This is a genomic window from Stenotrophomonas sp. YJH_SMC_69, assembly GCF_059370495.1.
Window position 1 is genome coordinate 281261 of the sequence record NZ_JCAFTS010000005.1, and the last position, 25224, is coordinate 306484.

Sequence of the window (25224 nt, forward strand, 5' to 3'; positions counted from 1 at the left end):
GTCTGCTGAGCCGGGCGTGGGCTCGGCTCTACATCAATCGGCGCGATCGCTGGCGCCGGTCAACGCTCAGCCTTCCAGCTCTTCCCAGCGCGCGTACGCGGCATCCAGTTCGGCCTGCACCTTGGCCAACTGCTGGGTGTGCGCCGTCACTTCAGCACTGCTGCGGGTGTAGAACGATGGGTCGTTCATCGCCGAGGTCAGCCCTTCGACATCGCCTTCCAGCTTCTCGATGGTCTTTGGCAGCTGCTCCAGCTCGCGCGCTTCCTTGTACGCCAGCTTGCGCTTGGGGGCTGCGGGAGTCGCGGCCGCAGCAGCGGCCGGTGCAGCAGTCGCCGGCTTGGCAGCCGGGGCCGCGGCAGGCGCAGCCACGCTGGCCGCATAGCGCTGCCAGTCGCTGTAGCCACCGACGTACTCGCCGATCACGCCGTCGCCTTCCATCACCAGCGTGGAGGTCACCACGTTGTCGATGAAGTCACGGTCGTGGCTGACCAGCAGCAGCGTACCGGTGTACTCGCCCAGCAGCTCTTCCAGCAGCTCCAGGGTTTCCACGTCGAGGTCGTTGGTCGGTTCGTCCATCACCAGCAGGTTGGACGGCTGCGCGAACAGCTTGGCCAGCAGCAGGCGGTTGCGCTCGCCACCGGACAGGCGGGTGATCGGCGCACGCGCGCGCTCGGGGGTGAACATGAAGTCCTGCAGGTAGGCATGCACGTGCTTGCGCTTGCCGTTGAACTCGAGGAAATCGCGGCCTTCGGCCACGTTCTCGATCGCGCTCCAGTCTTCGCGCAGCACCGCGCGGTACTGGTCGAAATAGGCGATCTGCAGGTTGGTGCCCGCATTGACCTCACCCTTGGCCGGCTGCAGTTCACCCAGCAGCAGCTTCAGCAGCGTGGTCTTGCCGCTGCCGTTGGGGCCGATCAGGCCGATGCGGTCGCCACGCAGGATGGTGGTGGTGAAATCGCGGACCATGGTGCGCTCGCCGAAGGCGAACGAAATGTCCTTGACGTCGATGACCTTCTTGCCGGAGCTGACGCCCTGCGCGGCTTCCATCTTGACGTTACCGCTGAGGTCGCGGCGCTGCGAGCGTTCGGTGCGCATCGCCTTGAGGCGGCGCACGCGGCCCTCGTCGCGGGTACGACGGGCCTTGATGCCTTGGCGGATCCAGACTTCTTCCTGCGCCAGCAGCTTGTCGAAGCGGGCATTTTCCTGCGCCTGCGCATTGAGGCGTTCCTCGCGGCGGCGCTCGTAGTTGGCCCAGTCGCCCGGCCAGCTGGTGACCTGGCCGCGATCGATCTCGACGATGCGGGTGGCCAGCGCACGCAGGAAGCGGCGGTCATGGGTGACGAACACCACGCTGCCGCTCCAGCCCTTCAGGAACGCTTCGAGCCAGTCGATGGCTTCGATGTCCAGGTGGTTGGTCGGTTCGTCCAGCAGCAGCACGTCCGGGCTGGAGACCAGTGCACGGGCCAGCAGCACGCGGCGCTTCATGCCGCCGGACAGGCGGCCGAATTCGGCATCGCCGTCGAGGTCGAGCTTGGTCAGCGTTTCGCTGACGCGCTGGTCCAGGCCCCAGCCGTTGGCGGCGTCGATCTTGGCCTGCACGTTGCCGAGGGCTTCGCCATCGAAGACCTCGGCATGGCTGAGATGGTGGAACTCGGCCAGCCACTGGCCCAGTTCACCGAGACCATCGGCAACGACGTCGAACACCGAGCCGGCGGCGCCGTGTGGCACTTCCTGCTCCAGGCGGGTGACGCGCACGCCCTGCTGCACGCGGACTTCGCCGTCATCGGGCTTGTGGTCGCCGGACAGCAGCTTGAGCAGGGTGGATTTGCCGGCGCCGTTGCGGCCGATCAGGGCGATGCGTTCGCCCGGCTCGATCGACAGTTCGGCCTTTTCCAGCAACAACGGGCCGCCGACGCTGAAGTCGACGTTCTGCAGAGTAATCAGAGGCATCCGGATATTGTACGGGTTGGGGGCGTCGGCCGGGTTGCACCCGGCACCCGCGGTAGTGCCGGCCGCTGGCCGGCAACCTCAACGGCAACGTCAAAAGCTGGTTTCCTGTGGGATGGCGGGATGGGTCCGGTCGCGGGGGACGCCGTAAACCCGTCCCTGGGGGCTTGGCCGCGGCATCCATGCCGCGGACACCCCCGCAACCGGACCCATCCCCCCTTCGATAGATTCCTGCAATCTGTCGGAACTACATTCTGCTCTGGTGGGTGTCGACCTTGGTCGACACGGTAGATCCACGCCATGCGTGGATGAGCGCTACAAGAAGGGTCGATGGATGGAATCGACTGGAAATCTGATGGCTACCCCACCTCCCCCAGCAACGCCTGCAACCCCGGCAGCCATTGCTTGCCGGGGTGGCGCACCAGCCACAGGGTGCGCTGCAGGGCCGGCAGCGGAGTCTCGAGCACGCGCAGGCGGCCCAGAGCCAGCGGCTCTTCCAGCGCGTGGCGCGACAGGCAGGCCAGGCCGAGGCCGGCGATGGCGGCCTGCTTGATCGCTTCGGTATTGCCCAGCTGCAGGGTCTGCGCGAAGCCACGCAGGTGCGGCAGCAGGGCCTGTTCCACGGCTTCGCGGGTGCCGGAGCCAGGCTCACGCAGCAGCCAGCGTGCTCGGCGCAGTTCATCCAGCGACCAGCGTGCGCGGGCATCGGCGGCAGCCACGATCACCAGTGGGTCCTGCTGCCAGGCGGTCACCTGCAGGCCACGCTCATGGCACGGGCCTTCGATCAGGCCGGCGTCGACGTCCAGGCGCTGTACCGCGGCGACCACGCCGGCACTGTTGTCGATGCGCAGATCGACCTCGGCCTGCGGCGCCTGCCGCAGCAGTTCGGCGATGCGTGGCGGCAGCAGGTAGTTGCCGATGGTGGTACTGGCGGCCAGCACCAGCCGTAGCGGTGCGCCCTGCGACGGGTCGCCGCCGGCGGCCAGCTGCCGCTCCAGATCGGCGGCGTTGACCAGCAACGTGCGCGCCGGCTCCAGCAGTGCGCGGCCGTGCCCGTTCAGCGCCAGGCGGCGGCCGATGCGGTCGAACAGCGGGGTGCCGAAGTGCGCCTCCAGCTCCTGCAGGGCGGCGCTGCTGGCCGACTGCGAGAGCGCGACGGCCTGGCCGGCGGCAGTCGTGGTGCCATGGTCGGCGATGGCGACGAAGACCTGCAGCTGGCGCAAGGTCAGGCGCATGGAATGTACCCGCTTTATAGGTAGCTTTCACCCATATTATTCGTTTTACAGGTCAGTGACACAGGCGCACGCTTGGCCCATCACCCCAGTCCTGTCACGCCATGAACGCCACCGCTCTATCCTCCTGGTCCCTGCCCGCCCTGCGCCAACGCTGGCAGCCTCGCCTGCCCGGCCTGCTGCTGGTGGGCCTGATCGCGGCGGCGTCGCTGTACCTGGCCCAGCTTCCCTGGCTCCAGGCGCATGGCCTGAGCGCGCTGACCGTGGCCATCGTCGCCGGCATCGTGGTCGGCAACACCCTTTACCCGCGGCTGGCGCCGAGCAGCGCGGCCGGTGTCGGCTTCTCCAAGCACTGGCTGCTGCGCGCCGGCATCGTGCTGTACGGCCTGCGCCTGACCTTCCAGGACATCGGCCACGTCGGCGTGGCCGGCGTGCTGATGGACGTGCTGGTGGTCGCCAGCACCTTCGGGCTGGCCTGCTGGCTGGGCATGCGCGTGTTCAAGATGGAGCGCGAAGCGGCGATGCTGATCGGCGCCGGCAGCGCGATCTGCGGCGCGGCGGCGGTGATGGCCGCCGAGCCGGTGGTGCGCGGCCGCGCTGCGCAGGTCACCGTCGCGGTCTCTACGGTGGTGGTGTTCGGCACGCTGGCGATGTTCCTTTACCCGGCGTTGTATGCACTGGTGCAGTCGCACGGCTGGCTGGCAATGGACGCGCGGCAGTACGGCCTGTTCACCGGTGCGACGGTGCATGAAGTGGCACAGGTGGTGGCGGCAGGCCGCGCGGTCAACGAAGCAGCGGCCGACACGGCGGTGATCACCAAGATGGTGCGGGTGATGCTGCTGGCGCCGTTCCTGGTCGCGCTGTCGCTGTGGCTGGCGCGTGGCGGCAAGGCCAGCGCCGACGGCAAAAAGGCGCGCATCGTGGTGCCGTGGTTCGCTTTTGGGTTCGTGGCGGTGGCCGGGTTCAACTCGCTGCATCTGCTGCCGGCGGGCCTGCAGGCGGGGCTGGTGCAGCTGGATACCGTGCTGCTGGCGATGGCGATGGCCGCGCTGGGCCTGACCACCCACGTCTCGGCGCTGCGCCAGGCCGGGCTGAAGCCGCTGCTGCTGGCGCTGATCCTGTTCGCCTGGCTGCTGTTCGGTGGCCTGGCGATCCATCAGGGTGTACTGGCGGTGCTTGGCTGAGCAGGAGCGTGCCGACCCAGGTCGGCACCCACCCGTAGATCCACGCCATGCGTGGATGCCCCCCGGGTGTATTCACGCCCTGCGTGGATGACGACTCCGATGGGGTCGGAGCCCTTTCCTGCGGAAAGGGATCCGACCCCATCCGATCAGGCGGGACCGGCCGCGCAGGCAGGTACAATGCGCCATGACTGACTTCTCGACCCTGCCGCTGAGCCCGGCCCTGCAGCCCGGCCTGGATGCCCTCGGCTACACCACCCTCACCCCCGTGCAGGCGCAGAGCCTGCCGGCCATCCTCGATGGCCGTGATGTGATCGCACAGGCACCCACCGGCAGCGGCAAGACCGCCGCCTTCGGCCTGGGCCTGCTGCAGGCCATCGACCCCAGCCTGATCCGCGTGCAGGCGCTGGTGCTGTGCCCGACCCGCGAACTGGCCGACCAGGTCGGCAAGCAGATCCGCAAGCTGGCCACCGGCATCCCCAACCTGAAGCTGTTGCTGCTGGTGGGCGGCGTGCCGCTGGGCCCGCAGCTGGCCTCGCTTGAAGGCCACGATCCGCATGTGGTGGTCGGCACGCCCGGCCGCGTGCAGGAGCTGGCACGCAAGCGCGCGCTGAACCTGGGCGCGGTGCGCACGCTGGTGCTGGACGAGGCCGACCGCATGCTCGACATGGGCTTCGAGGAGCCGATCCGCGAGATCGCCGGCCGCACCCATAGGGACCGCCAGAGCCTGCTGTTCTCCGCCACCTTCCCCGACAGCATCCGCGCCATGGCGCGTGACCTGCTGCGCGACGCGGTGGAAGTGACCGTGGAAGGCGCCGACCAGGCCCCCGCCATCCGCCACCTGTTCTGCGAGGTGGAACCGGCGCACCGCCAGAAGGCGCTGGCCGGCCTGCTGCTGAAGTACACGCCGGAATCGGCGGTCGTGTTCTGCAACACCCGCAAGGACGTGGACGAAGTGGCCAACTCGCTGCAGCAGTTCGGCTTCTCCGCATTGGCCCTGCACGGCGACATGGAGCAGCGCGACCGCGAGGAAGTGCTGTTGCTGCTGGCCAACCGCAGCTGCAACGTGCTGGTCGCCAGTGACGTCGCCGCGCGCGGCCTGGACGTGGAAGAGCTGGCGGCGGTGATCAACTACGAACTGCCGACCGACGTGGAGAGCTACCAGCACCGCGTGGGCCGTACCGGGCGCGCCGGTGCCAGCGGCCTGGCGATCAGCCTGGTGGCCGGCCGCGAGAAGACCCGCGCCGACGCCATCGAAGCGCAGATGGGGCAGCCGCTGGACTGGCAGAAGACGCCGCTGGCAACCTCGCGCCCGGCCGAACTGCCGCAGGCCGCGATGCGCACGCTGCGCATCGACGGTGGCAAGACCGACAAGCTGCGCCCGGGCGACATCCTCGGTGCGCTGACCGGTGATGCCGGCCTGTCGAGCAAGTTCATCGGCAAGATCGCGATCTTCCCGACCCGCTCCTATGTGGCGATCGCGCGTGAGCAGGCCAACAAGGCCGTGGCCAAGCTGGAAGCCGGCAAGATCAAGGGCCGTCGTTTCCGCGTGCGGATGATGTGATTGAAGCAGCGTTGCCAACCACGGTTGGTAACGATCTGGCCTGGTAGCGGCCAACCTTGGTTGGCCCGTCCATGGCACCCGTCGCGAAAAGTGCTGCCAACCAAGGTTGGCAACTACCGGCTCCCGGCCATTCGCTCTGGTAGATGCCAACCTTGGTTGGCACCTGCCCTTCGATCAGAACACCAGTTCGGTGTGCAGCGGCAGGTCCGTTTCCCAGCGCGCACGGCCACCGAGGCCGTCCAGCTCGACCAGTACACCGGCGCCGACCACTTCAACGCCCAGGCGGCGCACCAGCGACAGCCCAGCGACCAGCGTGCCGCCGGTGGCCAGCACGTCGTCGATGATCACCACGCGGGCGCCGGCCGGCAGCGCATCGGCATGCACTTCGATGCAGTCGCTGCGGTATTCCAGCGTGTATTCCTCGCGCAGGACCTGGCCCGGCAGCTTGCCCGGCTTGCGCACCGGCACGAAGCCGACGCCCAGCTCCAGCGCCATCGCGGCACCGAGGATGAACCCACGCGATTCGATGCCGACCACTGCGTCCAGCTTCTGGTCGCGCCAACGGTCGGCCATCGCGGTGATCGCGCCGCGGAAATCCTCGCCATGGGCGAGCAGCGGCATGATGTCCTTGAACAGGATGCCGGGCTTGGGGAAGTCGGCGATGTCGCGCAGGCGGGAGGCCCACTGCGGAGCGACGATGGCGTCGGTCATGTCACATTGGCTATCTGATGGCGGCATAGGGTACCTGTTCCGGGCGCCGCCTGCCTGCTGGTGGTGTCCGGCCGGGCTGCGCCCGGCACCTGCCGTAGTGCCGGCCGCTGGCCGGCAACCTCAACAGCAACGACAACAGCAACAGCCTGCATCCCGAGGGATGGCGGGGCGGGTCCGGTTGCGGGGGACGCCGTAGATACGTCCGCGTAGGCTCGGTCGCGCCATCCATGGCGCTCACGCCCCCGCAACCGGACCCACCCCGCCTTCGACAGTTTCCTGCGATCTGTCGGAATTGCTCATGGGGTCAGATCCGTTTTACGAAGGAAAACGGATCTGACCCCGGAATTTCATTCGATATCTGACAGATGTGTCGACCAAGGTCGACACCTACCCACAGCCGCGGGAATCTGTCGGAGGTGGGGCGGTGTCGGAGTGCGGGGTGTCAGCCGCATGGATGCGGCTGCCAAGCTTACAGGGACGTACTTTCAGCGTCCCCGCACTCCGACACCGCCCCGCCAAACCACGGAATCCGCTTTTGCTCTGGCTGTTGATCTGGCCTCCGCAGGTGCAGGGCGCAGCCCTGCCGAAACCCACCCTCAGGAACTGCAGGACAGCATCGAGCAACCGGCGCGATTGTCGGCCCACGCCGGGCGCTTGCCAGCGAAGTGTTCCAGGCCGGCACGCTCGGTGTACGGGTCGCGCAGCACGTCCTGCAGTGCATGGACGCCGCCGAGATCCCCCTGCTCTGCGCGGTCGATCGCTTCCTGGGCCAGCCAGTTGCGCAGCACGTACAGCGGGTTGGCCGCTGCCATCTTCGCCTGGCGTTCGCTGGCCGCCAGCGGATCGCGGCGCAGGCGCGCTGCGTAGTCCTGCAGCCAGTGCTGCAGCGGTGCCTGCACTGCCTGTCGCCGCGCCTCGTCGTAGTACACCGCGTCCAGAACCGTCGCATCTGCTGCCGCCGGGTCGATGCGCATCAGTGCGCGCCAAGCCAGGGTCATGTCCATTGCGCCCTCCTGCATCAGCTGTTGCCAGCGCTGGTAGAGCTGCAGGTCATCATCGTCGGCAGCAGCCAGCCCCAGCTTCGCTGCAGCATCGCGACGCGTGCAGGCCACGAACGTGGACTGGTAAGCCGCCAGGCCTGCCTGCAGCGGTGCGACATCGGCGAACAGCGGCGACAGCGCCTGCGCCAATCGGCTCAGGTTCCAGTACGCCACCTGCGGCTGGGTGCCGAAGCGGTAGCGGCGCCCCTGGGCGTCGGTGGTGTTCGGCGTCCAGTCCGGATCGAAGTCCTCGACCCAGCCATAGGGGCCGTAATCCAGCGTCACACCGAGCACGGACAGGTTGTCGGTGTTCATCACGCCGTGCACGAAGCCGACACGCATCCAGTGCGCGATCATCTCGGCCGTGCGCACCGCGATCTGCGCGAACCAGTCGCCGTACAGCGCCTCGCCCTGCCCCTGCAGTTCGGGGAAGTCGCGGGCGATGCAGGCATCCACCAGCTGCTGCAGCAGGGCGGTTTCACCGCGCGAGGCCGGCAGTTCGAACGAACCGAAGCGCAGGAACGACGGCGAGACCCGGCATACGATGGCGCCTGGCTCGGCACGCGGATGGCCGTCATAGAACATGTCGCGCACCACGTCCTCACCGGTGCCGACCAGTGACAACGCGCGCGTAGTCGGCACGCCAAGGTGATGCATCGCCTCGCTGCACAGGAATTCGCGGATCGATGAGCGCAGCACTGCCCGTCCATCGGCCCCCCGCGAGTACGGCGTTGGCCCGGCCCCCTTCAACTGCAGCTCCCAGTGCTGGCCATCCGGCGCAACCAGCTCACCCAGCGAAATCGCACGCCCGTCGCCGAGCTGGCCGGCCCAGTGGCCAAACTGATGGCCACCGTAGTTGGCTGCCCACGGTTGCATGCCGGCGTACAGCGCATTGCCGCCGAATACCTGCGCGAAACCTTCGCTTTCGACTTCAGCGGTATCGAAGCCTAGCATTTCGGCGACGTCCGGCGCCCAGGCCAACAGCGTGGGCGCCGTCACCGGGGTCGGCATCACGGGCGACCAGGCGGCGCCCAGCACTTCGCGCCTGCGCGGGCCGGATTCGGGGTCGCCCGGCAGGGTGTGCAGCAGGCGGTTGTCGAAACGGGGAGTGTCGGTATCCATGGTGCTGGAGATGAGGGCGACGGCCGCCCTCCTCAATTGCCGCCGAGCGCCTGCAGGTGGCCGCCGTGGGCCTCGGCACGCTGGTAGGCCGGGCGTTCACCGATACGCTTGAGGAAGCCACGCAGTGCCGGTTTGTCGTCCAGGCCACCACCGCGCGCGGCAGCGGCCTGGATCGGGAAGCTCATCTGGATGTCGGCCGCACTGAAACGCTCGCCGGCAAACCACGGGCTTTCGGCCAGGCGGCGCTCCATCCAGTCCAGGTGCAGGCGCCGCTGCGGGCCGATGAAGCCGCGCTCGGCCTTGTCGGCAATGCTGCGTGCGATCGGGCGCGCGAAGAACGGCATCGGCGCGTTGCGTATGCGGCCCATCACCAGGGTCAGCAGCAACGGTGGCATCGCCGAGCCTTCGGCGTAGTGCAGCCAGTAGCGGTAAGCGATGCGTTCGGCCCCGTCGGCCGGCATTGGTGACGGCGACAGCTGGCGTTGCGTGTCGTAACGGTCAGCGAGGTAGTCGAGGATCGCGCCGGACTCGGCCAGTACCAGCTCACCATCCTGCAGTACCGGAGACTTGCCGAGCGGATGCACGTTGCGCAGTTCCGGCGGCGCCAGCAGCGTCTTCGGATCGCGCGGATAGCGGCGCAGTTCGTAGTCCAACCCCAGCTCCTCCAGCATCCACAGCACGCGCAGCGAACGGGAGTTTTCCAGGTGGTGGACGATGCGCATGGGGGTGATCCCTTGGGGAGACGCGCATCGTACCGCGCCGGCTGCATGTCCTTTGTAGAGTTGAGCCATGCTCGACTGTCTTTGGGCGCAGTCCAGCATGGCTCGACTCTACAAAAAAACGGCGGGCAATAAAAAACGCCGGAAGCTTTCGCTTCCGGCGTTCTGGCTACCCAACGGTAGCAGACGGATTAGACCGCCTGCACCTGGTCAGCCTGCATGCCCTTCTGACCCTGGACGGCGATGAAGGTAACCTTCTGGCCTTCCTGCAGGGTCTTGAAGCCGGTGCCCTGGATCGCGCGGAAGTGCACGAACAGGTCCGGGCCGCTTTCCGGGGTGATGAAGCCGAAGCCCTTGGCGTCGTTGAACCACTTGACGGTACCGGTCTGACGTTCAGACATTTTTACTAACTCCTGAAACACATGTTGAAAAAAATCGCAGCCACCGGGTATCGGGGCCGAGACTGAGTTGCAGGCGTTGGTAAAGCGGATCGATGAGCGGATCGTGAGATCAACTGCACCAGGCCACGATTCACGGTGACCCTAGCAAACACAGTGGGTCGCACGATACGCGTGTTTTCTGCAAAAAGCGATAGCCCCGACGTTCATGGGAATACGTCACCCGCTAGGCGTGACAAGGGTTGGCAGCCTCTCGCGGCTAACTCCGAGTCCCCATTCAGGTTTTTCCTACCCTACACTGGGTAAATGACTGAAGCTGAAACCCCCGCTGAACACGCCTCTCCCCGCATCTGGGTGGATGCGGACGCCTGTCCCACCGTCATCCGCGACATCCTGTTCCGTGCGGCTGAACGGGTCGGGATCGAACTGACCTTGGTCGCCAACCAGTGGATCCGCACCCCGCCCTCGCGCTGGCTGCGCTCGATCCAGGTGCCGCAGGGGCTGGACGTGGCCGACAGCGCCATCGTCGAGCGGGTCGCCGCGGGGGACCTGGTGGTCACCCAGGACATCCCGCTGGCCGCGCTGGTGCTGGAGAAGCAGGCCGTCGCGCTGAACCCGCGCGGCCAGTTGTACACACCGAACAACATGGCCGAGCGACTGTCGATGCGCAATTTCATGGAGGAACTGCGCGGCGCCGGGGTCCAGACCGGCGGACCGCCACCCCTGGGCCCCCGCGACCGGCAGCTGTTCGCCGCCGAGCTGGACCGCTGGCTGGCGCGACGCCCGGCCCGCTGAGCGCCTGGCCGCCCTAAGCCGGAAGGCTCAGGCTGCGGCCGCTGCTGAACATCCGTCGTGCACCACTCAACGGGTCATCGAAAGCCAGGGCCCGAGCCAGCAGCTGCAGCGGCGCCTCGGCTACGTCCGGTGCCCGTTGCCGAAGCTGCGGGTACAGGTCGTCACCCATGATCGGCGCCCCCAGCATGGCCATGTGCACGCGCAGCTGATGCTTGCGGCCGGTTTCCGGCAGCAGCCGGTAGCGCCAGATCGGCCCTTCGGCCTCGATCAGCTCGATCCGGCTGCGCGCATTGGCCTCGCCGGGCAATTCGGCCATGCGGAAGAACGGCTCGCCCGGCACCAGGCGGCTGTACCGCTGCAGCGGAAACTCCCGCCCCGGCAGCGCCGGTGCCAAGGCCTCATAGGTCTTTTCGATGCGCCGCTCACGGAACAGGCGCTGGTAAGCATCGCGCGACGCACGCTGGGTCGAGAACAGCACCAACCCGGCCGTCAGCCGATCCAGCCGGTGCAGCGGCACCAGATCGGCATTGCCGGTGCGGGCGACCAGCCGCGCCAGCAGCGTCTCGCGTACATGCCCGCCCGCCGGTGTCACCGGCAGGAAATGCGGCTTGTCGGCCACCAGCAGGTGCGCATCCAGATGGACGATGGTTTCGGTGAAGGGGATCACCGGTTCGTCGGCCACCTCGCGGAAGTACTGGATGTCCAGCCCGACCTGCCAGGGCATGTCCGCAGTGAGCGCCCTGCCCTGTGCGTCCAGCACGCGGCCGCGCGCGAAGCGATCCTGCCATTGCGCGCGCGCGATGCGCGGAAAACGTGCACACAGGCCATCCAGCAGGGTGGCCCAGGGGCCGGGCGGCAGCTGCAACCGGCTGGGCAAGCTCATGGCGTCCACTCCGGCCAAGGGAAAGAGCGAAAGAGTGCCACCGTTGACGGTGCGCAGACAGTCCGGCCACGGACACCCCCGGAGCAAACCTCTATCATTGTCCTCTTTAGTCCACGGATCCCCCATGGCTCTTACCGCCACCATCCGCAAGGCCGAACTGCAGATCAGCGACATGGATCGCGGCTACTACGCGACCCACAACCTGACCCTGGCCCAGCATCCGTCCGAGACCGACGAGCGCCTGATGGTGCGCCTGCTCGCCTTCGCGCTGAACGCCGGCGATCGCCTGGAGTTCGGCCGCGGCCTGAGTACCGATGACGAGCCCGATCTGTGGGAACACGACTACACCGGCGACATCCTGCAGTGGATCGACCTGGGCCATCCGGACGAATCGCGCATCCGCAAGGCCAGCAATCGCAGCCGCCAGGTGCAGGTGGTCAACTACGGCGGCAACGCCTCGGAGATCTGGTGGAGCAAGCAGGGCAAGGGCCTGGCGCGCTTCGACAATCTTTCGGTGGTCGCTCTGGACGGCGAATTCGTCGAGCGCTGGGGCCAGCAGATCCAGCGTGCCATGCGTTGGAGCGTGCTGATCCAGGACGGCGAAGTGCAGCTGCTCAACGACCAGATCCAGCTCGACGTGATCCCGGACTGGCGCAAGCGCGCCAAGGCATGAGCACCATCCGTTGCGATGTGGTGGTCATCGGTGCCGGCGCAGCCGGGCTGATGACCGCGATCACTGCCGGCCAGCGCGGCCGCCAGGTGCAGGTGATCGACCATGCCAACAAGGTCGGCAAGAAGATCCTGATGTCCGGCGGTGGCCGCTGCAACTTCACCAACACCGGCACCACCCCGGCCAACTTCCTGTCGGCCAACCCGCACTTCTGCAAGTCGGCGCTGGCCCGCTACACGCCCTGGCATTTCATCGAGCTGGTGCACAAGCACGGCATCGCCTATCACGAAAAGGAACTGGGGCAGCTGTTCTGCGATATCTCGTCCAAGCAGATCGTGAAGATGCTGGTGGACGAGTGCCAGGCGGCCGGCGTACAGATCCGTACCGACTGCAGCATGCAGCGCATCGAGCACGGCAGCGATGGTTTCCGCGTGCACACCACCCAGGGCCTGTTCCATTGCGCCTCGCTGGTGGTTGCCACCGGTGGCCTGTCGATTCCCAGCATGGGGGCCAGCGGTTTTGGCTATGAGGTGGCCCGCCAGTTCGGCCACCAGGTACTGCCGACCCGCGCGGGGCTGGTGCCGCTGACCCTCAGCGGCAAGCACCAGGAGCGGCTGGCCGACCTCAGCGGCGTCGCACTGCCGATCGAGGCGCGCTGCAACGGAAAGAGTTTCCAGAACTTCATGCTGCTGACCCACCGTGGCGTAAGCGGCCCGGCCATCCTGCAGATTTCGTCGTTCTGGCAGCCCGGCGATGTGCTGGAGCTGGACCTGTTGCCGGGCCAGGATGCCGGCGAGTGGTTGCGCCAGATGAAGCGCGACCGCCCGGCCGCCGAGCTGCGCACGGTGCTGGGCGAGGTACTGCCGAAGCGGCTGGCGCAACGCCTGTGCGAGCACTGGCTGCCCGATCGGCCCGTGCGCCAGCTGGACGAGCCGGTGCTGCGCCAGGCTGCGCAGCTGCTGGGCGCATTCCCGCTGGTGGCCAGCGGCACCGAAGGCTACCGCACCGCCGAGGTCACCCTGGGCGGCGTGGACACCGCCGAAGTGTCATCCTCGACGATGGAATCCAAGCGCGTGCCCGGCCTGCACTTCGTTGGCGAGGTGCTGGACGTGACCGGCTGGCTGGGCGGCTACAACTTCCAATGGGCCTGGGCCAGCGGCCACGCAGCGGGCGGCGTGGTGTGAACCACTTCGCCGTTCGACGCGCGCCAGGGGTGCGCGCATGGACGGTTCGCCGCGCATCGTGTATCTAGATTCGCAGATTGGGGAGCAGTGCATGCAGAACGCGAACGACATCACCATCCGCCTGCTGATCGTCGATGACAGCGGCGAGAATGCCGAAGCCATCGTCAGCACCCTGCGCAACAGCGGCATCGCGGTACGCCCGTGGCGCCCGCAGGATGCGGCCGAGCTGGCCCAGGTGCTGGCCAGCCAGGCCATCGACCTGGTGCTGGCCTCGCCTTCGCAGGGCATCCCGCTGCAGCTGGCGGCCCAGCACATCGCCGCCAGCGGCAAGGACATCCCGCTGGTGCTGCTGGCCGAGCGCATCGACGAGGACGAACTGGTGCAGGCCAGCAGCCATGGCATCCGCGCCCTCGCCCTGCGCCAGCGCCCCGAGCATCTGCTCGCCGTGGTCCGTGACCAGTGGGTCGACCTGCAGGCGCGTCGCGGCCTGCGCCGGATCGAGGCGCAGATGCGCGAGACCGAGCGCCGCTGCGACGCGCTGATCGCCTCCTCGCGCGACCCCATCGCCTATGTGCATGAAGGCATGCACATCCGCGCCAACGACGCCTATCTGGAGATGTTCGGCTACGATCATTTCGAGGACATCGAAGGCATTTCGCTGCTGGACATGGTCGCCGCCCAGCACGTGGAGGGCTTCAAACAGCTGCTCAAAGGCCTCAGCCGTGGCGAGGCGCCGCCGCCGCAGTACCAGCTCGACGCGCGCCACGAGGACGGCAGTTCCTTCCCGGCGACGATGGAATTTGCCGCGGCCACCTACGAGGGCGAGTCCTGCCTGCAGGTGGTGCTCCGCCGCCGCATGGAGTTCGACCCCGAGCTGGCGCGCGAGGTCGAGGACCTGCGCCAGCGCGACCAGGTCACCGGCCTGCTCAATCGCCCGACCTTCATGCTGCAGCTGGAAAGCGCGGTGGCCCAGGCCGGGCGCAGCGAGGGTCAGTTCGGCCTGCTGCTGATCGAGCCTGACCACTACGCGCGCCTGCTGCCGGATATCGGCCTGGCGTCGGCCGACATCCTGATCGGCGCTCTCGCCGCCCTGCTGGCCGAGGTGGTCGGCGAGGACGCGCAACTGGCCCGCTTCGGCGAACACAATTTCGCCGTGCTGCAGGCCGGGCCCTACGCGCAGACCGTGGCGCTGGCCGAGCGCATCCGCGAAGCCTATGCCGCACATGTCTTCAGCATCGGCGCACGCTCGGCCACGGTGACGGTCAGCATCGGTGGCGTGCAGGTGGGCGAGAAGATCGCCAGCATCGGCCAGGTGCTGGCGCGCGCCAGCGACTGCACCCAGGCCGCCGCCGAACTGGGCAACACCTGCCGCATCTTCGACCCGGCTGCCGCCGACCGTGTCGAGGAAGAACGCGTACAGCGCTGGGTTGCGCGCATCCGCGAGGCGCTGGCCGGCGACGGCTTCCAGCTGCACTACCAGCCGGTGCTGAACCTGCAGGGCGAGCCACTGGAGCTGTACGAGGCCTACCTGCGCCTGGAGAACAATGGCGAGCTGCTGAGCCCGACCGCGTTCCTGGGCATCGCCGAGGAACACGGCCTGTTGGCCGACATCAACCGCTGGGTGGTCTCGCAGGCCATCGCGGTGCTCGGCCAGCGGGCACGCGAGGGCAACGCCACCCAGGTGCTGGTGAAGGTGACGCCGGAATCGTTCGACGACCCGCAGATGATCGCCACGCTGCGCCGCGAACTGCAGGCACAGGGCGTGCCCGGCGAACGGCTGTGGCTGCATGCGCCGGAAGCGAAGGTTTTCACCCACCTGCGCAGTGCGCAGCAGTTCCTAGCCGAAGTGGCGCCGCTGGGCTGCCGCATCGGCCTGGAGCAGTTCGGTTCGGGGCTGGATTCATTCCAGCTGCTGGCCCACTTCCAGCCGCAGTTCCTCAAGCTGGACCGGGGCTTCACCAGCGACCTGGCCGCCACGCGCGAGAACATCGACCGCATCAGCCAGATCACCGCGCGCGCACAGGAAGCGGGTATCCGCACCATTGCCGAGTTCGTCAGCGATGCCAACTCGATGACGCTGCTGTTCAGTGCCGGCGTGGATTACGTGCAGGGCGACTTCGTCGGCCCGGCGCTGCCGGAGATGGGCTTCGAGTTCGGGTGACGCCTCTCTGTAGAGCCGAGCCACGCTCGGCTGCGGGACTCAAGCGAAGAGCAGCCGAGCATGGCTCGGCTCTACACAAACGAGAAGGCCGGCGTTCGCCGGCCTTTTCGTTGATCAGGTCATGTCGACCAGATTTTCGATCTTCACGTCCGGATTGACGTCGGCCTCGTAGTCCACGCCCTCCACGCCGAAGCCGAACAGGCGCAGGAAGTCGGCCTTGTAGCCGGCCAGATCGCTGATCTCGTACAGGTTCTCGTTGGTCACCTGCGGCCACAGCGCGACCACCCTGCCCTGCACATCTGCGGCCATTTCCTTGTAATCGGCGCGCAGGCGGCCTTCCTCATCGATCAGCGCAACGGTGCGGCCATCGCCATCGACCAGGTCGTGGCGCAGGCGATCGATCGCCACGCCGTCGGCCTTGCCGCCGTAGAGGATGTCGTACAGCACGTCCAGCTGTTCGATGCAGCCTTCGTGGGTGCCCTTTTCCTTCATCACCTTGAACAGCAGCGACAGGTACAGCGGCATGGTCGGAATGGCCGAGCTGGCCTGGGTCACCACCGCCTTCAGCACCGATACGCGTGCATCGCCACCGATCTTGGCCAGCTTCTCGCGCAGGCCCAGCACCTTGGTGTCCAGGTCCTTCTTGGCCGCGCCGATCGAGCCATTCCAGTAGATCGCCTGGGTGATCTCTTCGCCCACGTAGGTGAAGGCGGTGGTGGTGCAGCCGTTGGCCAGCACGCCGGCATCGGCGAGCGCGTCGATCCACATCTGCCAGTCTTCGCCGCCCATCACCGCGACGGTACCGGCGATCTCTTCCGGGGTAGCCGGCTGCAGGTGGGTCTCGGTCAGCACTTCCTTGTCGGTATCCAGGCCACGCAGGGTGATCGGCTCGCCGATCGGCTTCAGCGAGGAGCTGATGATCTCGCCGGTCTTCGGATGCTTGCGGCGCGGTGCGGCCAGGCTGTAGACAACCTGGTCGACCTGGCCGAGATCGGCCTTGATCATTTCGATGGTCTTCGCCTTCACTTCATCGGAGAAGGCATCGCCATTGATGCTCTTGGCGTACAGGCAGGCTTCGTCGGCGTACTTGTGGAACGCGGCCGAGTTGTACCAGCCCGCGGTACCCGGCTTGGTCTCGCTGCCCGGGCGTTCGAAGAAGATGCCGAGGGTGGCGGCGCCACTGCCAAAGGCAGCGGTGATGCGTGCGGCCAGGCCGTAGCCGGTGGAGGCACCGATCACCAGCACGCGCTTGGGACCGTTCTGGATCGGCGGGCGCGCGCGGATGTAGTCGATCTGCTGCTTGACCGCGGCCTCGCAGCCGGTCGGGTGGGTGGTGACGCAGATGAAGCCGCGGACGCGCGGTTTGATGACCATGGATACCTCGGGTTGGCAGATGCGGCGCACGGGGCGCTCAGCAGGAATACGGGCGCGCGCCTGCGCGCGCGAACCGCAGGATCGTAGTGCGCGGGGGACGATTGCACAACCGACGCTGGCGTAGGGTGGGGTTTCTCTTTGCAGGGCTGCACCCTGCACACGCGGTAGTGCCGGCCGCTGGCCGGCAACCTCAACAGCAGCGTCAAAAGCGGGGTTCCTGTGGGTTGGCGGGGTGGATCCGGTTGCGGGGGGCGCTGCAAGTACGTCCATGTAAGCTCGGTCGCCGCATCCATGCGGCTCACGCCCCCGCAACCGGACCCACCCCGCCTTCGACAGATTTCCGCGACCTGTCGGGACAGCATTCTTCTCTGGTGGGTGTCGCCCTTGGTCGACATGGTAGATCTGATTCCAGTCTGATTATCGATATCTGATAGATGTGTCGACCAAGGTCGACACCTACCAACAGCCGCAGGAATCTGTCAGAGGCGGGGCGGTGTCGGAGTGCGGGGTGTCAGCCGCATGGATGCGGCTGCCAAGCCTACACGGACGTACTTGCGGCGTCCCCGCACTCCGACACCGTCCCGCCCAACCACGGAATGCACCCTGTTGCTGTTGCCGGCCAGCGGCCGGCACTACCGTGGGTGCAGGGCTGCAAGCCCTGCACACAAAAAACCCCGCTTGCGCGGGGTTCTCTGTGTGCCGCATGCAGCAGATGCTTACGGGCGACGGGCCAGGGCCTCGACGTCCTTCGCCTTCGGCAGCAGGTCCTGCTTGCTGACGCGCAGGAAGCCGATCGTCAGCATCGGCACCGCGACCAGGATCGAGGACAGCACCACGATCACCGCACCGATCATGTGCGTCTCGGCCAGGCCTTCCATCGACGCACCGCCGTACAAGTACAGGGCAAGCGCCGACAGGAAGAACATCACCGCGGTGATCACCGTACGCGACAGCGTCTGGTTGATCGAACGGTTCAGCACCTCCATCGAGTCCACGCGCAGGCTGCGGAAGTTCTCGCGGACGCGGTCGAACACCACGATGATGTCGTTGATCGCAAAGCCCATCACCGACAGCAGGCCGGCCAGCACGGTCAGGTCGAACTCACGGCCCAGCAGGGACACGTAGGCGACCGTCACGATCAGGTCGAACATCGCCACGATGCTGGCGGTGACCGCGAACTTCCATTCGAAGCGCACCGCGATGTAGATCAGGAAGCCGGCCAGCATGAAGATGGTGGCGTACAGGCCGTTCTTCGCCAGGTCCTTGCCGATCTGCGGGCCGACGAATGCGGTACTCATCACCGTGGCCTGGTTGTCGGCGCTGGACAGCACCTTCACCACGGCCGCGGCGGTGGCCTTGTCCTCGGCAGCGGCATCACCGGTGCCCGGCGCATGCTCGCCGTGCGGCGCCAGGCGGATCAGCAGGTCGGTATTGCCACCGACGCTCTGCACCTGGGCACCGTCGAAGCCGTTCTGCTCCAGCTTGGCGCGGACCTGCTCGACGTCCACGGCCTTCTCGAAACGCGTTTCGATCAGGGTGCCGCCGGTGAAGTCCAGTGCGTAGTTGAAGCCCTTGATGCCGATGATGGCGACCGAGGCCAGGAACACCACGATGGTGACTGCCATGGCGACATGGCGCCAGCGCATGAAGTCGATCTTGGTGTCGTTCGGGAGGATGTGCAGCGGAAACAGTTTCATTGTGCGTGTCGTCCCGTCAGATGGCCACGTTCTGGAGCTTCTTGCGACGGCCGTAGATCAGCGTCGCCAGCGCACGCGACACGGTGATCGCAGTGAACATGGAGGCGAAAATACCGATGATCATGGTCAGCGCGAAGCCCTTCAGCGGACCGGTACCGAATGCGAACAGCGCCACGCCGACGATCAGGCCGGTCAGGTTGGCGTCGAGGATGGTGCCCGAGGCACGCTCGTAACCGGTCACGATCGCGGTCTTGCCCGGCACGCCGGCGCGCAGTTCTTCACGGATACGCTCGTTGATCAGCACGTTGGCGTCCACCGACAGGCCCACCGACAACGCCAGGCCGGCGAAGCCCGGCAGGGTCATGGTGGCGCCGAACAGCGACATCACCGCCACCACGATCAGCAGGTTGAACAGCATCGCCGCCGAGGTGATCACACCGAACATGCGGTAGTAGATGCTGAAGAACACCAGGGTGAACAGGAACGCGAACACCACCGCGCGCATGCCGTTCTTGACGTTCTCGGCGCCCAGGCTCGGGCCGACCACGCGCTCTTCGACGAAGTCCATCGGCGCGGCCAGCGAGCCGGACTTCAGCAGCTTGGCCAGGTCCTCGGCTTCCTTCTTCTGCAGGCCGGTGGTCTGGAAGTTCTTGCCGAACACGCCGTTGATGTTGGCCACCGAGATCACTTCCTCGTTGACCTTGAAGCCACGCACTTCCTGGCCGTCGACGACGGTCACGGTCGGCACGCGTTCGGTGTAGACCACCGCCATCGGCTTGTTCACGTTGGCGCTGGTGAAGTCGAACATGCGCTGGCCGCCGACATTGTTCAGCGTCACGCTGACGGCCGGGGAGCCACTGTTCGAATCGGTCACCGCCTGCGCGCCGACCATCTGGTCACCGGTGACGATCACGCGCTTGTTCAGCAGGATCGGGCCGCGGCCATCACGCTGCTGGTAGACCTTCGCTTCCGGCGGGATGCGGCCGGAATTGATGGCGTCCTGCGCATTGCCCTCGACCACCGCGCGGTACTCCAGGGTGGCGGTGGCGCCGATCATGCGCTTGGCTTCGGCGGTGTCCTGCACGCCCGGCAGCTGCACGACCACACGGTCGGCACCCTGGCGCTGGATGATCGGCTCGGCCACGCCGAGTTGGTTCACGCGGTTGCGCAGGGTGTTGATGTTCTGCTCGATGGCGCCGTTGGCGATCTGCGTGATCTCGGTCTCCGGCACGGTGACCGTGATGCGGTTGCCGCTGACGTCATAGCCGAGCGTCGGCTGTGCCTTGACCAGGGCGGCACGGGCACGCTGCGCGGCGTCGTCACCGGCGGACGGGCTCAGGTTGGCCACGATGCTGTTGTCCGCACGGCGCTCCACCGACTGGTAGGCGATGCGGGCGTCACGCAGGGTGCCGCGCACGTCTTCGGTGTAGGCATCCAGGCGCTTGTCGAGGGCGGCCTTCTGGTCGACCTGCAGCACGAAGTGCACGCCACCCTGAAGGTCCAGGCCGAGCACCATCGGGCGACCGCCCAGCCGGGCCAGCCAGTCCGGCACGGTCGAGGCCAGGTTCAGGGCCACCGTGTACTTCTCGCCGACGGTGTCGCGCAGGGCATCGCTGGCCGCAGACTGCGACTTCAGGTCCGGCAGGCGGACGATCAGGCTTTCCCCTTCCTTTTCGGCACCGATGGCAGTGACCCCGGCCTTCTTCAGGTCGGCCAGCACACGGTCGCGCAGCGCATCGTCGATCTGCCCGCCACGGTTGGCGGTGATCTGGATGGCCGGGTCCTTCTGGTAGATGTTGGGCAGCGCGTACAGCGCACTGAGCGCCAGTACGATCAGGATGACGACGTACTTCCAGCGTGGAAATTCGAGCATTGCTTGGGTCCCGCGCGGCGCCATCCCCGGCGCCGCGGTTGTGCTTCGGAAAGGGAGTGGCTTACTTGGCCGAATCCAGGGTGCCGGTCGGCAGTACGCTGCCGACAGCGCCCTTCTGCACGCGGATGCGCACGTTCTCGGCCACTTCGATGGTGATGAAGTTGTCGCCGATGTCGGTGACCTTGCCGGCGATGCCACCGTTGGTCAGCACTTCGTCGCCACGCTTGATCTTCTCCAGCATGGACTTGTGTTCCTTCTGCCGCTTCATCTGCGGGCGGATCATCAGGAAGTACATGATGGCGATCAGGATGATCGGGAACAGCAGCGTGGTCAGGCCCATGCCCTGCGGTTGGCCGCCGGCGGCCTGGGCGTGGGCGGCGGGAATCAGGAAAGCAAGCAGGTTCATCGTTGGTCCTTTGGTTGGGCGGCGCTCCCGTCCCTTCAGGGACGGGGGTGTCGACCGCGGATCTGGGTCAGCCTTGAAGTATGCCACGGCCCCGGGCGTTCGTCCTTGGGCCGTTTGGCAGGGGGCGTTCGGGTTACAGCGGCGGGGCCACCGCCCCGCGTGCCGCGTAGAAGGACTCACGGAAGGCCAGGAAGGTTCCCGCCTCGATCGCCGCGCGGATGTCGGCCATCAGCTTTTCGTAGTAGAACAGGTTGTGCAGGGTGCCCAGCATCGGCGCCAGCATCTCGTTGCAGCGGTCCAGGTGGCGCAGGTAGGAACGGGTGTAGCCGCCGGTGCAGGCCACGCAGCCACAACCCGGCTCGATCGGGTCCATGTCGCGCGCGTACTGGGAGTTGCGGATGCGGACGGTGCCGAACGAGGTGAAATAGTGGCCGTTGCGGGCGTTGCGGGTCGGCATCACGCAATCGAACATGTCCACGCCACGTGCGACACCCTCGACCAGGTCCTCCGGCCGGCCCACGCCCATCAGGTAGCGCGGGCGGTCGCCCGGCAGCTCCGGGTCCAGGTGGTCGAGCATGGCGTTGCGCTCGTGCTCCGGCTCGCCCACGGCCAGGCCGCCGATGGCGTAGCCGTCGAAGCCGATCGCCTGCAGGGCATCGGCCGAGCGGCTGCGCAGGTCGGTATGCACGCCGCCCTGGACGATGCCGAACAGGGCCGCGTCGTTGCCCAGTTCGTCATGCGCGTTGCGGCTGCGCTGCGCCCAGCGCAGGCTCAGCTCCATCGAACGGCGGGCAACGTCCTCGGTGGCCGGGTACGGGGTGCATTCGTCGAAGATCATCACGATGTCCGAATCGAGCACCTTCTGGATCTTCATGCTCTCCTCGGGACCGAGGAAGACCCGTGCGCCGTCGGTCGGCGAGGCGAAGGTCACGCCCTGCTCGGTGATCTTGCGGCGGTGCGCCAGCGAGAACACCTGGAAGCCGCCGGAGTCGGTCAGGATCGGGCCATCCCAGCGGCAGAAGCCGTGCAGGCCGCCGTGGTCGGCGATGATGTCCAGGCCCGGGCGCAGGTACAGGTGGAAGGTATTGCCGAGGATGATCTCGGCGCCCAGCGCGCGCACCTGGTCCGGCAGGATGCCCTTGACCGAGCCATAGGTCCCCACCGGCATGAAGGCCGGCGTTTCCACCGTGCCACGCGGGAAGGTCAGGCGGCCACGGCGGGCACGGCCGTCGCGGGTCTGGAGCTGGAACTGCAGTCGGGACATGGAGCGGTCATTGGGGCAAATAGTTGCCTATTGTCTCCCAAGAAGGCGTGCGCACCAAGGTGCGCACCCACAGGGGGCCCCTGCCCTCCCGGGGCGCGCTACCCCGCCTGCGGGAACAGCAGCATCGCGTCGCCGTAGCTGAAGAAGCGGTAGCGCTGCTCGATCGCGTGCTGGTAGGCCTCGAACACGCGCTCCTTGCCGGCAAACGCGGAGATCATCATCAGCAGCGTGCTTTCCGGCAGGTGGAAGTTGGTCACCATCGCGTCCACGCTGCGGATGCGGTAGCCGGGGGTGATGAAGATCTGCGTCTCGCCGGCGAACGGCAGCAGCTCGCCATCGCGCATCGCGCTTTCCAGCGCGCGCACCACGGTGGTGCCGACGCCGATCACGCGGCCGCCGGCGGCGCGCGTGCGCCGCACCTGCTGCACCAGTTCGGCACCGACATTCAGCCACTCGCGGTGCATCACGTGGTCCTTCAGGTCTTCGGCACGCACCGGCTGGAAGGTGCCCGCGCCCACGTGCAGGGTGACGTGGCCGAACTCCACGCCCTTTTCCTTCAGTGCGGCCAGCAACGGTTCGTCGAAATGCAGGCCCGCGGTCGGTGCCGCCACCGCGCCCACTTCACGCGCGAACACGGTCTGGTAGCGCTCGCGGTCGTCCACGCCCGGCTCGCGCTGGATGTACGGCGGCAGCGGCAGGCGGCCGGCATGCAGCAGCCACTGCTCCAGCGACTCGGGCACGTGGAACTGCAGCACGTAGAACTCGCCATCGCGGCCCAGCACCTCGGCTTCGCCACCGGCATCCAGCGCGATGCGGCTGCCGGCCTTCGGCGACTTGCTGGCGCCGACCTGGGCACGGGCCTGCTGGCCGCCGAGCAAGCGCTCGATCAGGATCTCCACGCGGCCGCCGCTGGCCTTCTGCCCGAACAGGCGCGCCGGGATCACCCGGGTGTCGTTGAACACCAGCAGGTCGCCCGGCTGCAGCAGCGACGGAAGGTCACGCACCTGCAGGTCGGTGAACGCGGCGGGGGCTTGCGGCACCAGCAGCAGGCGGCTGGCGGAACGCTCGGCCAGGGGCGCCTGCGCGATCAGTTCGGCCGGCAGGTCGTAGTTGAAATCGGACTTCTTCAAGGCAGTGGGCGGCAACAGGTCGACAATGGCGCGCATTGTACGTCCAGCGTCTGCGAGCCGGCGTGCTTCGCGGCGAACGTCGCGCAAAATGCTGCTATGCAGCAGGTTTTTGCGGGGTTATCGCGCAAAAAAACAAGTGCTAGCATCGAGTCGGAAGTCCGCTGCACGAGCCTGCCCCCAAGCGCGCGTTGACGCGCGTTTTGCTTTTGAAGGCCCGTGCGACCCATCGTTTCAGGAGATCTGCAATGAGCTTCATCGAACGCCTCGCCCCCCTGCGCACCCAGCCCGGCACCCGCCTCACCACCGGCCTGGACGACGCCACCCTGACCGCCCTGTCCGTCCGCCACCCGCAGCTGATCGCCGCAGTGGATGCCGCCGCCGAGGAGTTCGCGCGCGTGCAGGCCGACCTGGGGCCGCTGCTGGCGCAGGACGAACAGGCGCAGATCGACGCGATGCAGGACGGCTTCGTCAATTTCTACGCCGATGATGCAGTGACCCCGTACGTGGCGCTGGCCGCGCGTGGCCCCTGGGTGGTCACCCTGAAGGGCGCGGTGCTGTACGACGCCGGCGGCTACGGCATGCTCGGCTTCGGGCACACCCCGGATGCCGTGCTGGAGGCGATGGCACGCCCACAGGTGATGGCCAACATCATGACCCCCAGCCTGTCGCAGCAGCGCTTCATCACGGCCCTGCGCGCCGAGATCGGCCACCGCCGTGGCGGCTGCCCGTTCGCGCGCTTCATGTGCCTGAATTCCGGCTCCGAGGCGGTTGGCCTGGCCGCGCGCATCGCCGACGTCAACGCCAAGCTGCAGACCGACCCGGGCGCGCGCCACGCCGGCGCCACGATCAAGCGCGTGGTGGTCAAGGGCAGCTTCCATGGCCGTACCGACCGCCCTGCCCTGTATTCCGATTCCAGCCGCAAGAGCTACATGCAGCACCTGGCCAGCTACCGCGGCGAGGATTCGGTGATCACCGTGGCGCCGTACGACGAGGCCGGCCTGCGCAAGGTGTTCGAGGACGCCGCACGCAACCAGTGGTTCATCGAGGCGGTGTTCCTGGAACCGGTAATGGGCGAAGGCGACCCGGGCCGTTCGGTGCCGCCGGCGTTCTATGCCGTGGCCCGTGAGCTGACCCGTGCGCACGGCAGCCTGCTGCTGCTGGACTCGATCCAGGCTGGTCTGCGCGCGCATGGCGTGCTGTCGGTGGTCGATTACCCGGGCTTCGAAGGCCTGGATCCGCCGGACATGGAGACCTACTCCAAGGCGCTCAACGCCGCGCAGTACCCGCTGTCGGTGCTGGCGGTGACCGAGCACGCCGCGCAGCTGTACCGCAAGGGCATCTACGGCAACACCATGACCAGCAACCCACGCGCGCTGGACGTGGCCTGTGCCACCCTGGCGCAGCTGACCCCGCAGGTGCGTGCCAACATCGCCGAACGCGGTGCCGAGGCCGTGCGCAAGCTGGAACAGCTCAAGAGCGAACTGGGCGGTCTGATCACCAAGGTGCAGGGCACCGGCCTGCTGTTCTCCTGCGAGCTGGCCCCGCAGTTCAAGTGCTACGGCGCCAATTCCACCGAGGAATGGCTGCGCCAGCACGGCATCAACGTGATCCACGGCGGCGAGAATTCGCTGCGCTTCACCCCGCACTTCGGCATGGACAGCGATGAGCTGGACCTGCTGGTCGGCATGGTGGGCCGCGCCCTGCGTGAAGGCCCGCGTCGCGAACAGGCGGCTGCCGCGTAAGCCTGCTTGGCGTTTGTAGAGTCGAGCCATGCTCGACTCAGCCTTTGCCGCGATCTGAACGAAGCGCAGCCGAGCGTGGCTCGGCTCTACAGAAGGCCTGTCAAGGCCTCATAATCCACCGACACCCCGTC

General features: G+C 67.2%; 20 protein-coding genes. 7 read left to right on the forward strand and 13 right to left on the reverse strand.

What is annotated here, in order from left to right:
- Positions 1–66: 66 nt before the first annotated feature.
- Both AC5P8F_RS11375 and AC5P8F_RS11380 read right to left on the reverse strand, forming a co-directional pair.
- Positions 67–1950 carry an ATP-binding cassette domain-containing protein gene (locus tag AC5P8F_RS11375; protein ID WP_014646841.1) on the reverse strand — a complete coding sequence of 628 codons (1884 nt, stop codon included), beginning with the start codon at positions 1948–1950 and terminating at the stop codon, positions 67–69.
- 356 nt (positions 1951–2306) lie between these two features.
- On the reverse strand, positions 2307–3182 hold the full coding sequence (locus tag AC5P8F_RS11380) for a LysR substrate-binding domain-containing protein (RefSeq protein WP_014646840.1): 876 nt from the start codon (positions 3180–3182) through the stop codon (positions 2307–2309).
- A gap of 101 nt (positions 3183–3283) precedes the next feature.
- On the opposite strand from AC5P8F_RS11380, the gene AC5P8F_RS11385 reads away from it, so the two are divergent.
- Together AC5P8F_RS11385 and dbpA are read left to right on the forward strand one after the other, a co-directional pair.
- Positions 3284–4363, forward strand: a complete 1080-nt coding sequence (locus AC5P8F_RS11385) for a YeiH family protein (RefSeq protein WP_495223496.1) — start codon at positions 3284–3286, stop codon at positions 4361–4363.
- Between the two features lie 184 nt (positions 4364–4547).
- On the forward strand, positions 4548–5924 hold the full coding sequence (gene dbpA / locus AC5P8F_RS11390) for an ATP-dependent RNA helicase DbpA (RefSeq protein ID WP_014646838.1): 1377 nt from the start codon (positions 4548–4550) through the stop codon (positions 5922–5924).
- 174 nt (positions 5925–6098) lie between these two features.
- On the opposite strand, the gene AC5P8F_RS11395 is transcribed toward dbpA, so the two are convergent.
- From AC5P8F_RS11395 to AC5P8F_RS11410, 4 genes are all read right to left on the reverse strand, one after another.
- Positions 6099–6635: an adenine phosphoribosyltransferase gene (locus AC5P8F_RS11395; RefSeq protein ID WP_401730308.1), complete on the reverse strand. Its 537-nt coding sequence runs from the start codon at positions 6633–6635 to the stop codon at positions 6099–6101.
- Positions 6636–7231: 596 nt separating this feature from the next.
- Complete coding sequence (locus AC5P8F_RS11400; protein WP_134967155.1) at positions 7232–8797, reverse strand: protein adenylyltransferase SelO; 1566 nt, start codon at positions 8795–8797, stop codon at positions 7232–7234.
- A gap of 32 nt (positions 8798–8829) precedes the next feature.
- Positions 8830–9519 (reverse strand): glutathione S-transferase family protein, encoded by a 690-nt coding sequence (locus tag AC5P8F_RS11405; protein ID WP_014646835.1) that lies wholly within the window; start codon positions 9517–9519, stop codon positions 8830–8832.
- A gap of 188 nt (positions 9520–9707) precedes the next feature.
- Positions 9708–9917, reverse strand: a complete 210-nt coding sequence (locus AC5P8F_RS11410; RefSeq protein WP_005416210.1) for a cold-shock protein — start codon at positions 9915–9917, stop codon at positions 9708–9710.
- A 303-nt stretch (positions 9918–10220) separates the two neighbouring features.
- On the opposite strand from AC5P8F_RS11410, the gene AC5P8F_RS11415 reads away from it, so the two are divergent.
- Positions 10221–10709 carry a YaiI/YqxD family protein gene (locus tag AC5P8F_RS11415; RefSeq protein WP_014646834.1) on the forward strand — a complete coding sequence of 163 codons (489 nt, stop codon included), beginning with the start codon at positions 10221–10223 and terminating at the stop codon, positions 10707–10709.
- Positions 10710–10722: 13 nt separating this feature from the next.
- On the opposite strand, the gene AC5P8F_RS11420 is transcribed toward AC5P8F_RS11415, so the two are convergent.
- A complete protein-coding gene (locus AC5P8F_RS11420) occupies positions 10723–11592 on the reverse strand; it encodes a pseudouridine synthase (protein WP_495228210.1) in 870 nt (289 codons plus the stop codon).
- A 124-nt stretch (positions 11593–11716) separates the two neighbouring features.
- Between AC5P8F_RS11420 and AC5P8F_RS11425 the strand changes: the two genes are divergently transcribed.
- The 3 genes from AC5P8F_RS11425 to AC5P8F_RS11435 all read left to right on the forward strand — a co-directional run bounded on the left by AC5P8F_RS11425 (position 11717) and on the right by AC5P8F_RS11435 (position 15607).
- Positions 11717–12265 carry a YaeQ family protein gene (locus AC5P8F_RS11425; protein ID WP_014646832.1) on the forward strand — a complete coding sequence of 183 codons (549 nt, stop codon included), beginning with the start codon at positions 11717–11719 and terminating at the stop codon, positions 12263–12265.
- Complete coding sequence (locus tag AC5P8F_RS11430; protein WP_495228212.1) at positions 12262–13446, forward strand: BaiN/RdsA family NAD(P)/FAD-dependent oxidoreductase; 1185 nt, start codon at positions 12262–12264, stop codon at positions 13444–13446. Before AC5P8F_RS11425 ends, AC5P8F_RS11430 begins: the two co-directional genes overlap by 4 nt.
- A 91-nt stretch (positions 13447–13537) precedes the next feature.
- Positions 13538–15607, forward strand: a complete 2070-nt coding sequence (locus AC5P8F_RS11435) for an EAL domain-containing response regulator (RefSeq protein WP_111205985.1) — start codon at positions 13538–13540, stop codon at positions 15605–15607.
- Positions 15608–15721: 114 nt separating this feature from the next.
- On the opposite strand, the gene fabV is transcribed toward AC5P8F_RS11435, so the two are convergent.
- From fabV to queA, 6 genes are all read right to left on the reverse strand, one after another.
- Entirely contained in the window at positions 15722–16981 is a 1260-nt protein-coding gene (fabV, locus tag AC5P8F_RS11440) for an enoyl-ACP reductase FabV (RefSeq protein WP_495228214.1), read from the reverse strand.
- A gap of 716 nt (positions 16982–17697) precedes the next feature.
- The gene (gene secF, locus AC5P8F_RS11445) at positions 17698–18678 is read right to left on the reverse strand and encodes a protein translocase subunit SecF (RefSeq protein ID WP_014646828.1); all 981 of its coding nucleotides are present in this window, start codon (positions 18676–18678) and stop codon (positions 17698–17700) included.
- Positions 18679–18694: 16 nt separating this feature from the next.
- Positions 18695–20551 (reverse strand): protein translocase subunit SecD, encoded by a 1857-nt coding sequence (gene secD / locus AC5P8F_RS11450; RefSeq protein WP_046430175.1) that lies wholly within the window; start codon positions 20549–20551, stop codon positions 18695–18697.
- A gap of 61 nt (positions 20552–20612) precedes the next feature.
- Positions 20613–20957, reverse strand: coding sequence for a preprotein translocase subunit YajC (gene yajC / locus AC5P8F_RS11455; RefSeq protein WP_014036867.1), 345 nt, complete (start codon positions 20955–20957; stop codon positions 20613–20615).
- Between the two features lie 133 nt (positions 20958–21090).
- Entirely contained in the window at positions 21091–22221 is a 1131-nt protein-coding gene (tgt, locus tag AC5P8F_RS11460) for a tRNA guanosine(34) transglycosylase Tgt (protein WP_014646826.1), read from the reverse strand.
- Positions 22222–22319: 98 nt separating this feature from the next.
- Positions 22320–23387 carry a tRNA preQ1(34) S-adenosylmethionine ribosyltransferase-isomerase QueA gene (queA, locus tag AC5P8F_RS11465; protein ID WP_014646825.1) on the reverse strand — a complete coding sequence of 356 codons (1068 nt, stop codon included), beginning with the start codon at positions 23385–23387 and terminating at the stop codon, positions 22320–22322.
- Positions 23388–23596: 209 nt separating this feature from the next.
- Here queA and AC5P8F_RS11470 point away from each other — a divergent pair, with 209 nt between their 5' ends.
- Positions 23597–25093 (forward strand): aminotransferase class III-fold pyridoxal phosphate-dependent enzyme, encoded by a 1497-nt coding sequence (locus AC5P8F_RS11470; protein WP_014646824.1) that lies wholly within the window; start codon positions 23597–23599, stop codon positions 25091–25093.
- Positions 25094–25224 lie beyond the last annotated feature (131 nt).

What these genes read in the sequence shown, in the direction of transcription:
- AC5P8F_RS11375 (WP_014646841.1), bottom strand. Translation starts at nt 1,950, where the DNA reads ATGCCTCTGATTACTCTGCAGAACGTCGACTTCAGCGTCGGCGGCCCG.
- AC5P8F_RS11380 (WP_014646840.1), bottom strand. Translation starts at nt 3,182, where the DNA reads ATGCGCCTGACCTTGCGCCAGCTGCAGGTCTTCGTCGCCATCGCCGAC.
- AC5P8F_RS11385 (WP_495223496.1), top strand. Translation starts at nt 3,284, where the DNA reads ATGAACGCCACCGCTCTATCCTCCTGGTCCCTGCCCGCCCTGCGCCAA.
- dbpA (WP_014646838.1), top strand. Translation starts at nt 4,548, where the DNA reads ATGACTGACTTCTCGACCCTGCCGCTGAGCCCGGCCCTGCAGCCCGGC.
- AC5P8F_RS11395 (WP_401730308.1), bottom strand. Translation starts at nt 6,635, where the DNA reads ATGACCGACGCCATCGTCGCTCCGCAGTGGGCCTCCCGCCTGCGCGAC.
- AC5P8F_RS11400 (WP_134967155.1), bottom strand. Translation starts at nt 8,797, where the DNA reads ATGGATACCGACACTCCCCGTTTCGACAACCGCCTGCTGCACACCCTG.
- AC5P8F_RS11405 (WP_014646835.1), bottom strand. Translation starts at nt 9,519, where the DNA reads ATGCGCATCGTCCACCACCTGGAAAACTCCCGTTCGCTGCGCGTGCTG.
- AC5P8F_RS11410 (WP_005416210.1), bottom strand. Translation starts at nt 9,917, where the DNA reads ATGTCTGAACGTCAGACCGGTACCGTCAAGTGGTTCAACGACGCCAAG.
- AC5P8F_RS11415 (WP_014646834.1), top strand. Translation starts at nt 10,221, where the DNA reads ATGACTGAAGCTGAAACCCCCGCTGAACACGCCTCTCCCCGCATCTGG.
- AC5P8F_RS11420 (WP_495228210.1), bottom strand. Translation starts at nt 11,592, where the DNA reads ATGAGCTTGCCCAGCCGGTTGCAGCTGCCGCCCGGCCCCTGGGCCACC.
- AC5P8F_RS11425 (WP_014646832.1), top strand. Translation starts at nt 11,717, where the DNA reads ATGGCTCTTACCGCCACCATCCGCAAGGCCGAACTGCAGATCAGCGAC.
- AC5P8F_RS11430 (WP_495228212.1), top strand. Translation starts at nt 12,262, where the DNA reads ATGAGCACCATCCGTTGCGATGTGGTGGTCATCGGTGCCGGCGCAGCC.
- AC5P8F_RS11435 (WP_111205985.1), top strand. Translation starts at nt 13,538, where the DNA reads ATGCAGAACGCGAACGACATCACCATCCGCCTGCTGATCGTCGATGAC.
- fabV (WP_495228214.1), bottom strand. Translation starts at nt 16,981, where the DNA reads ATGGTCATCAAACCGCGCGTCCGCGGCTTCATCTGCGTCACCACCCAC.
- secF (WP_014646828.1), bottom strand. Translation starts at nt 18,678, where the DNA reads ATGAAACTGTTTCCGCTGCACATCCTCCCGAACGACACCAAGATCGAC.
- secD (WP_046430175.1), bottom strand. Translation starts at nt 20,551, where the DNA reads ATGCTCGAATTTCCACGCTGGAAGTACGTCGTCATCCTGATCGTACTG.
- yajC (WP_014036867.1), bottom strand. Translation starts at nt 20,957, where the DNA reads ATGAACCTGCTTGCTTTCCTGATTCCCGCCGCCCACGCCCAGGCCGCC.
- tgt (WP_014646826.1), bottom strand. Translation starts at nt 22,221, where the DNA reads ATGTCCCGACTGCAGTTCCAGCTCCAGACCCGCGACGGCCGTGCCCGC.
- queA (WP_014646825.1), bottom strand. Translation starts at nt 23,387, where the DNA reads ATGCGCGCCATTGTCGACCTGTTGCCGCCCACTGCCTTGAAGAAGTCC.
- AC5P8F_RS11470 (WP_014646824.1), top strand. Translation starts at nt 23,597, where the DNA reads ATGAGCTTCATCGAACGCCTCGCCCCCCTGCGCACCCAGCCCGGCACC.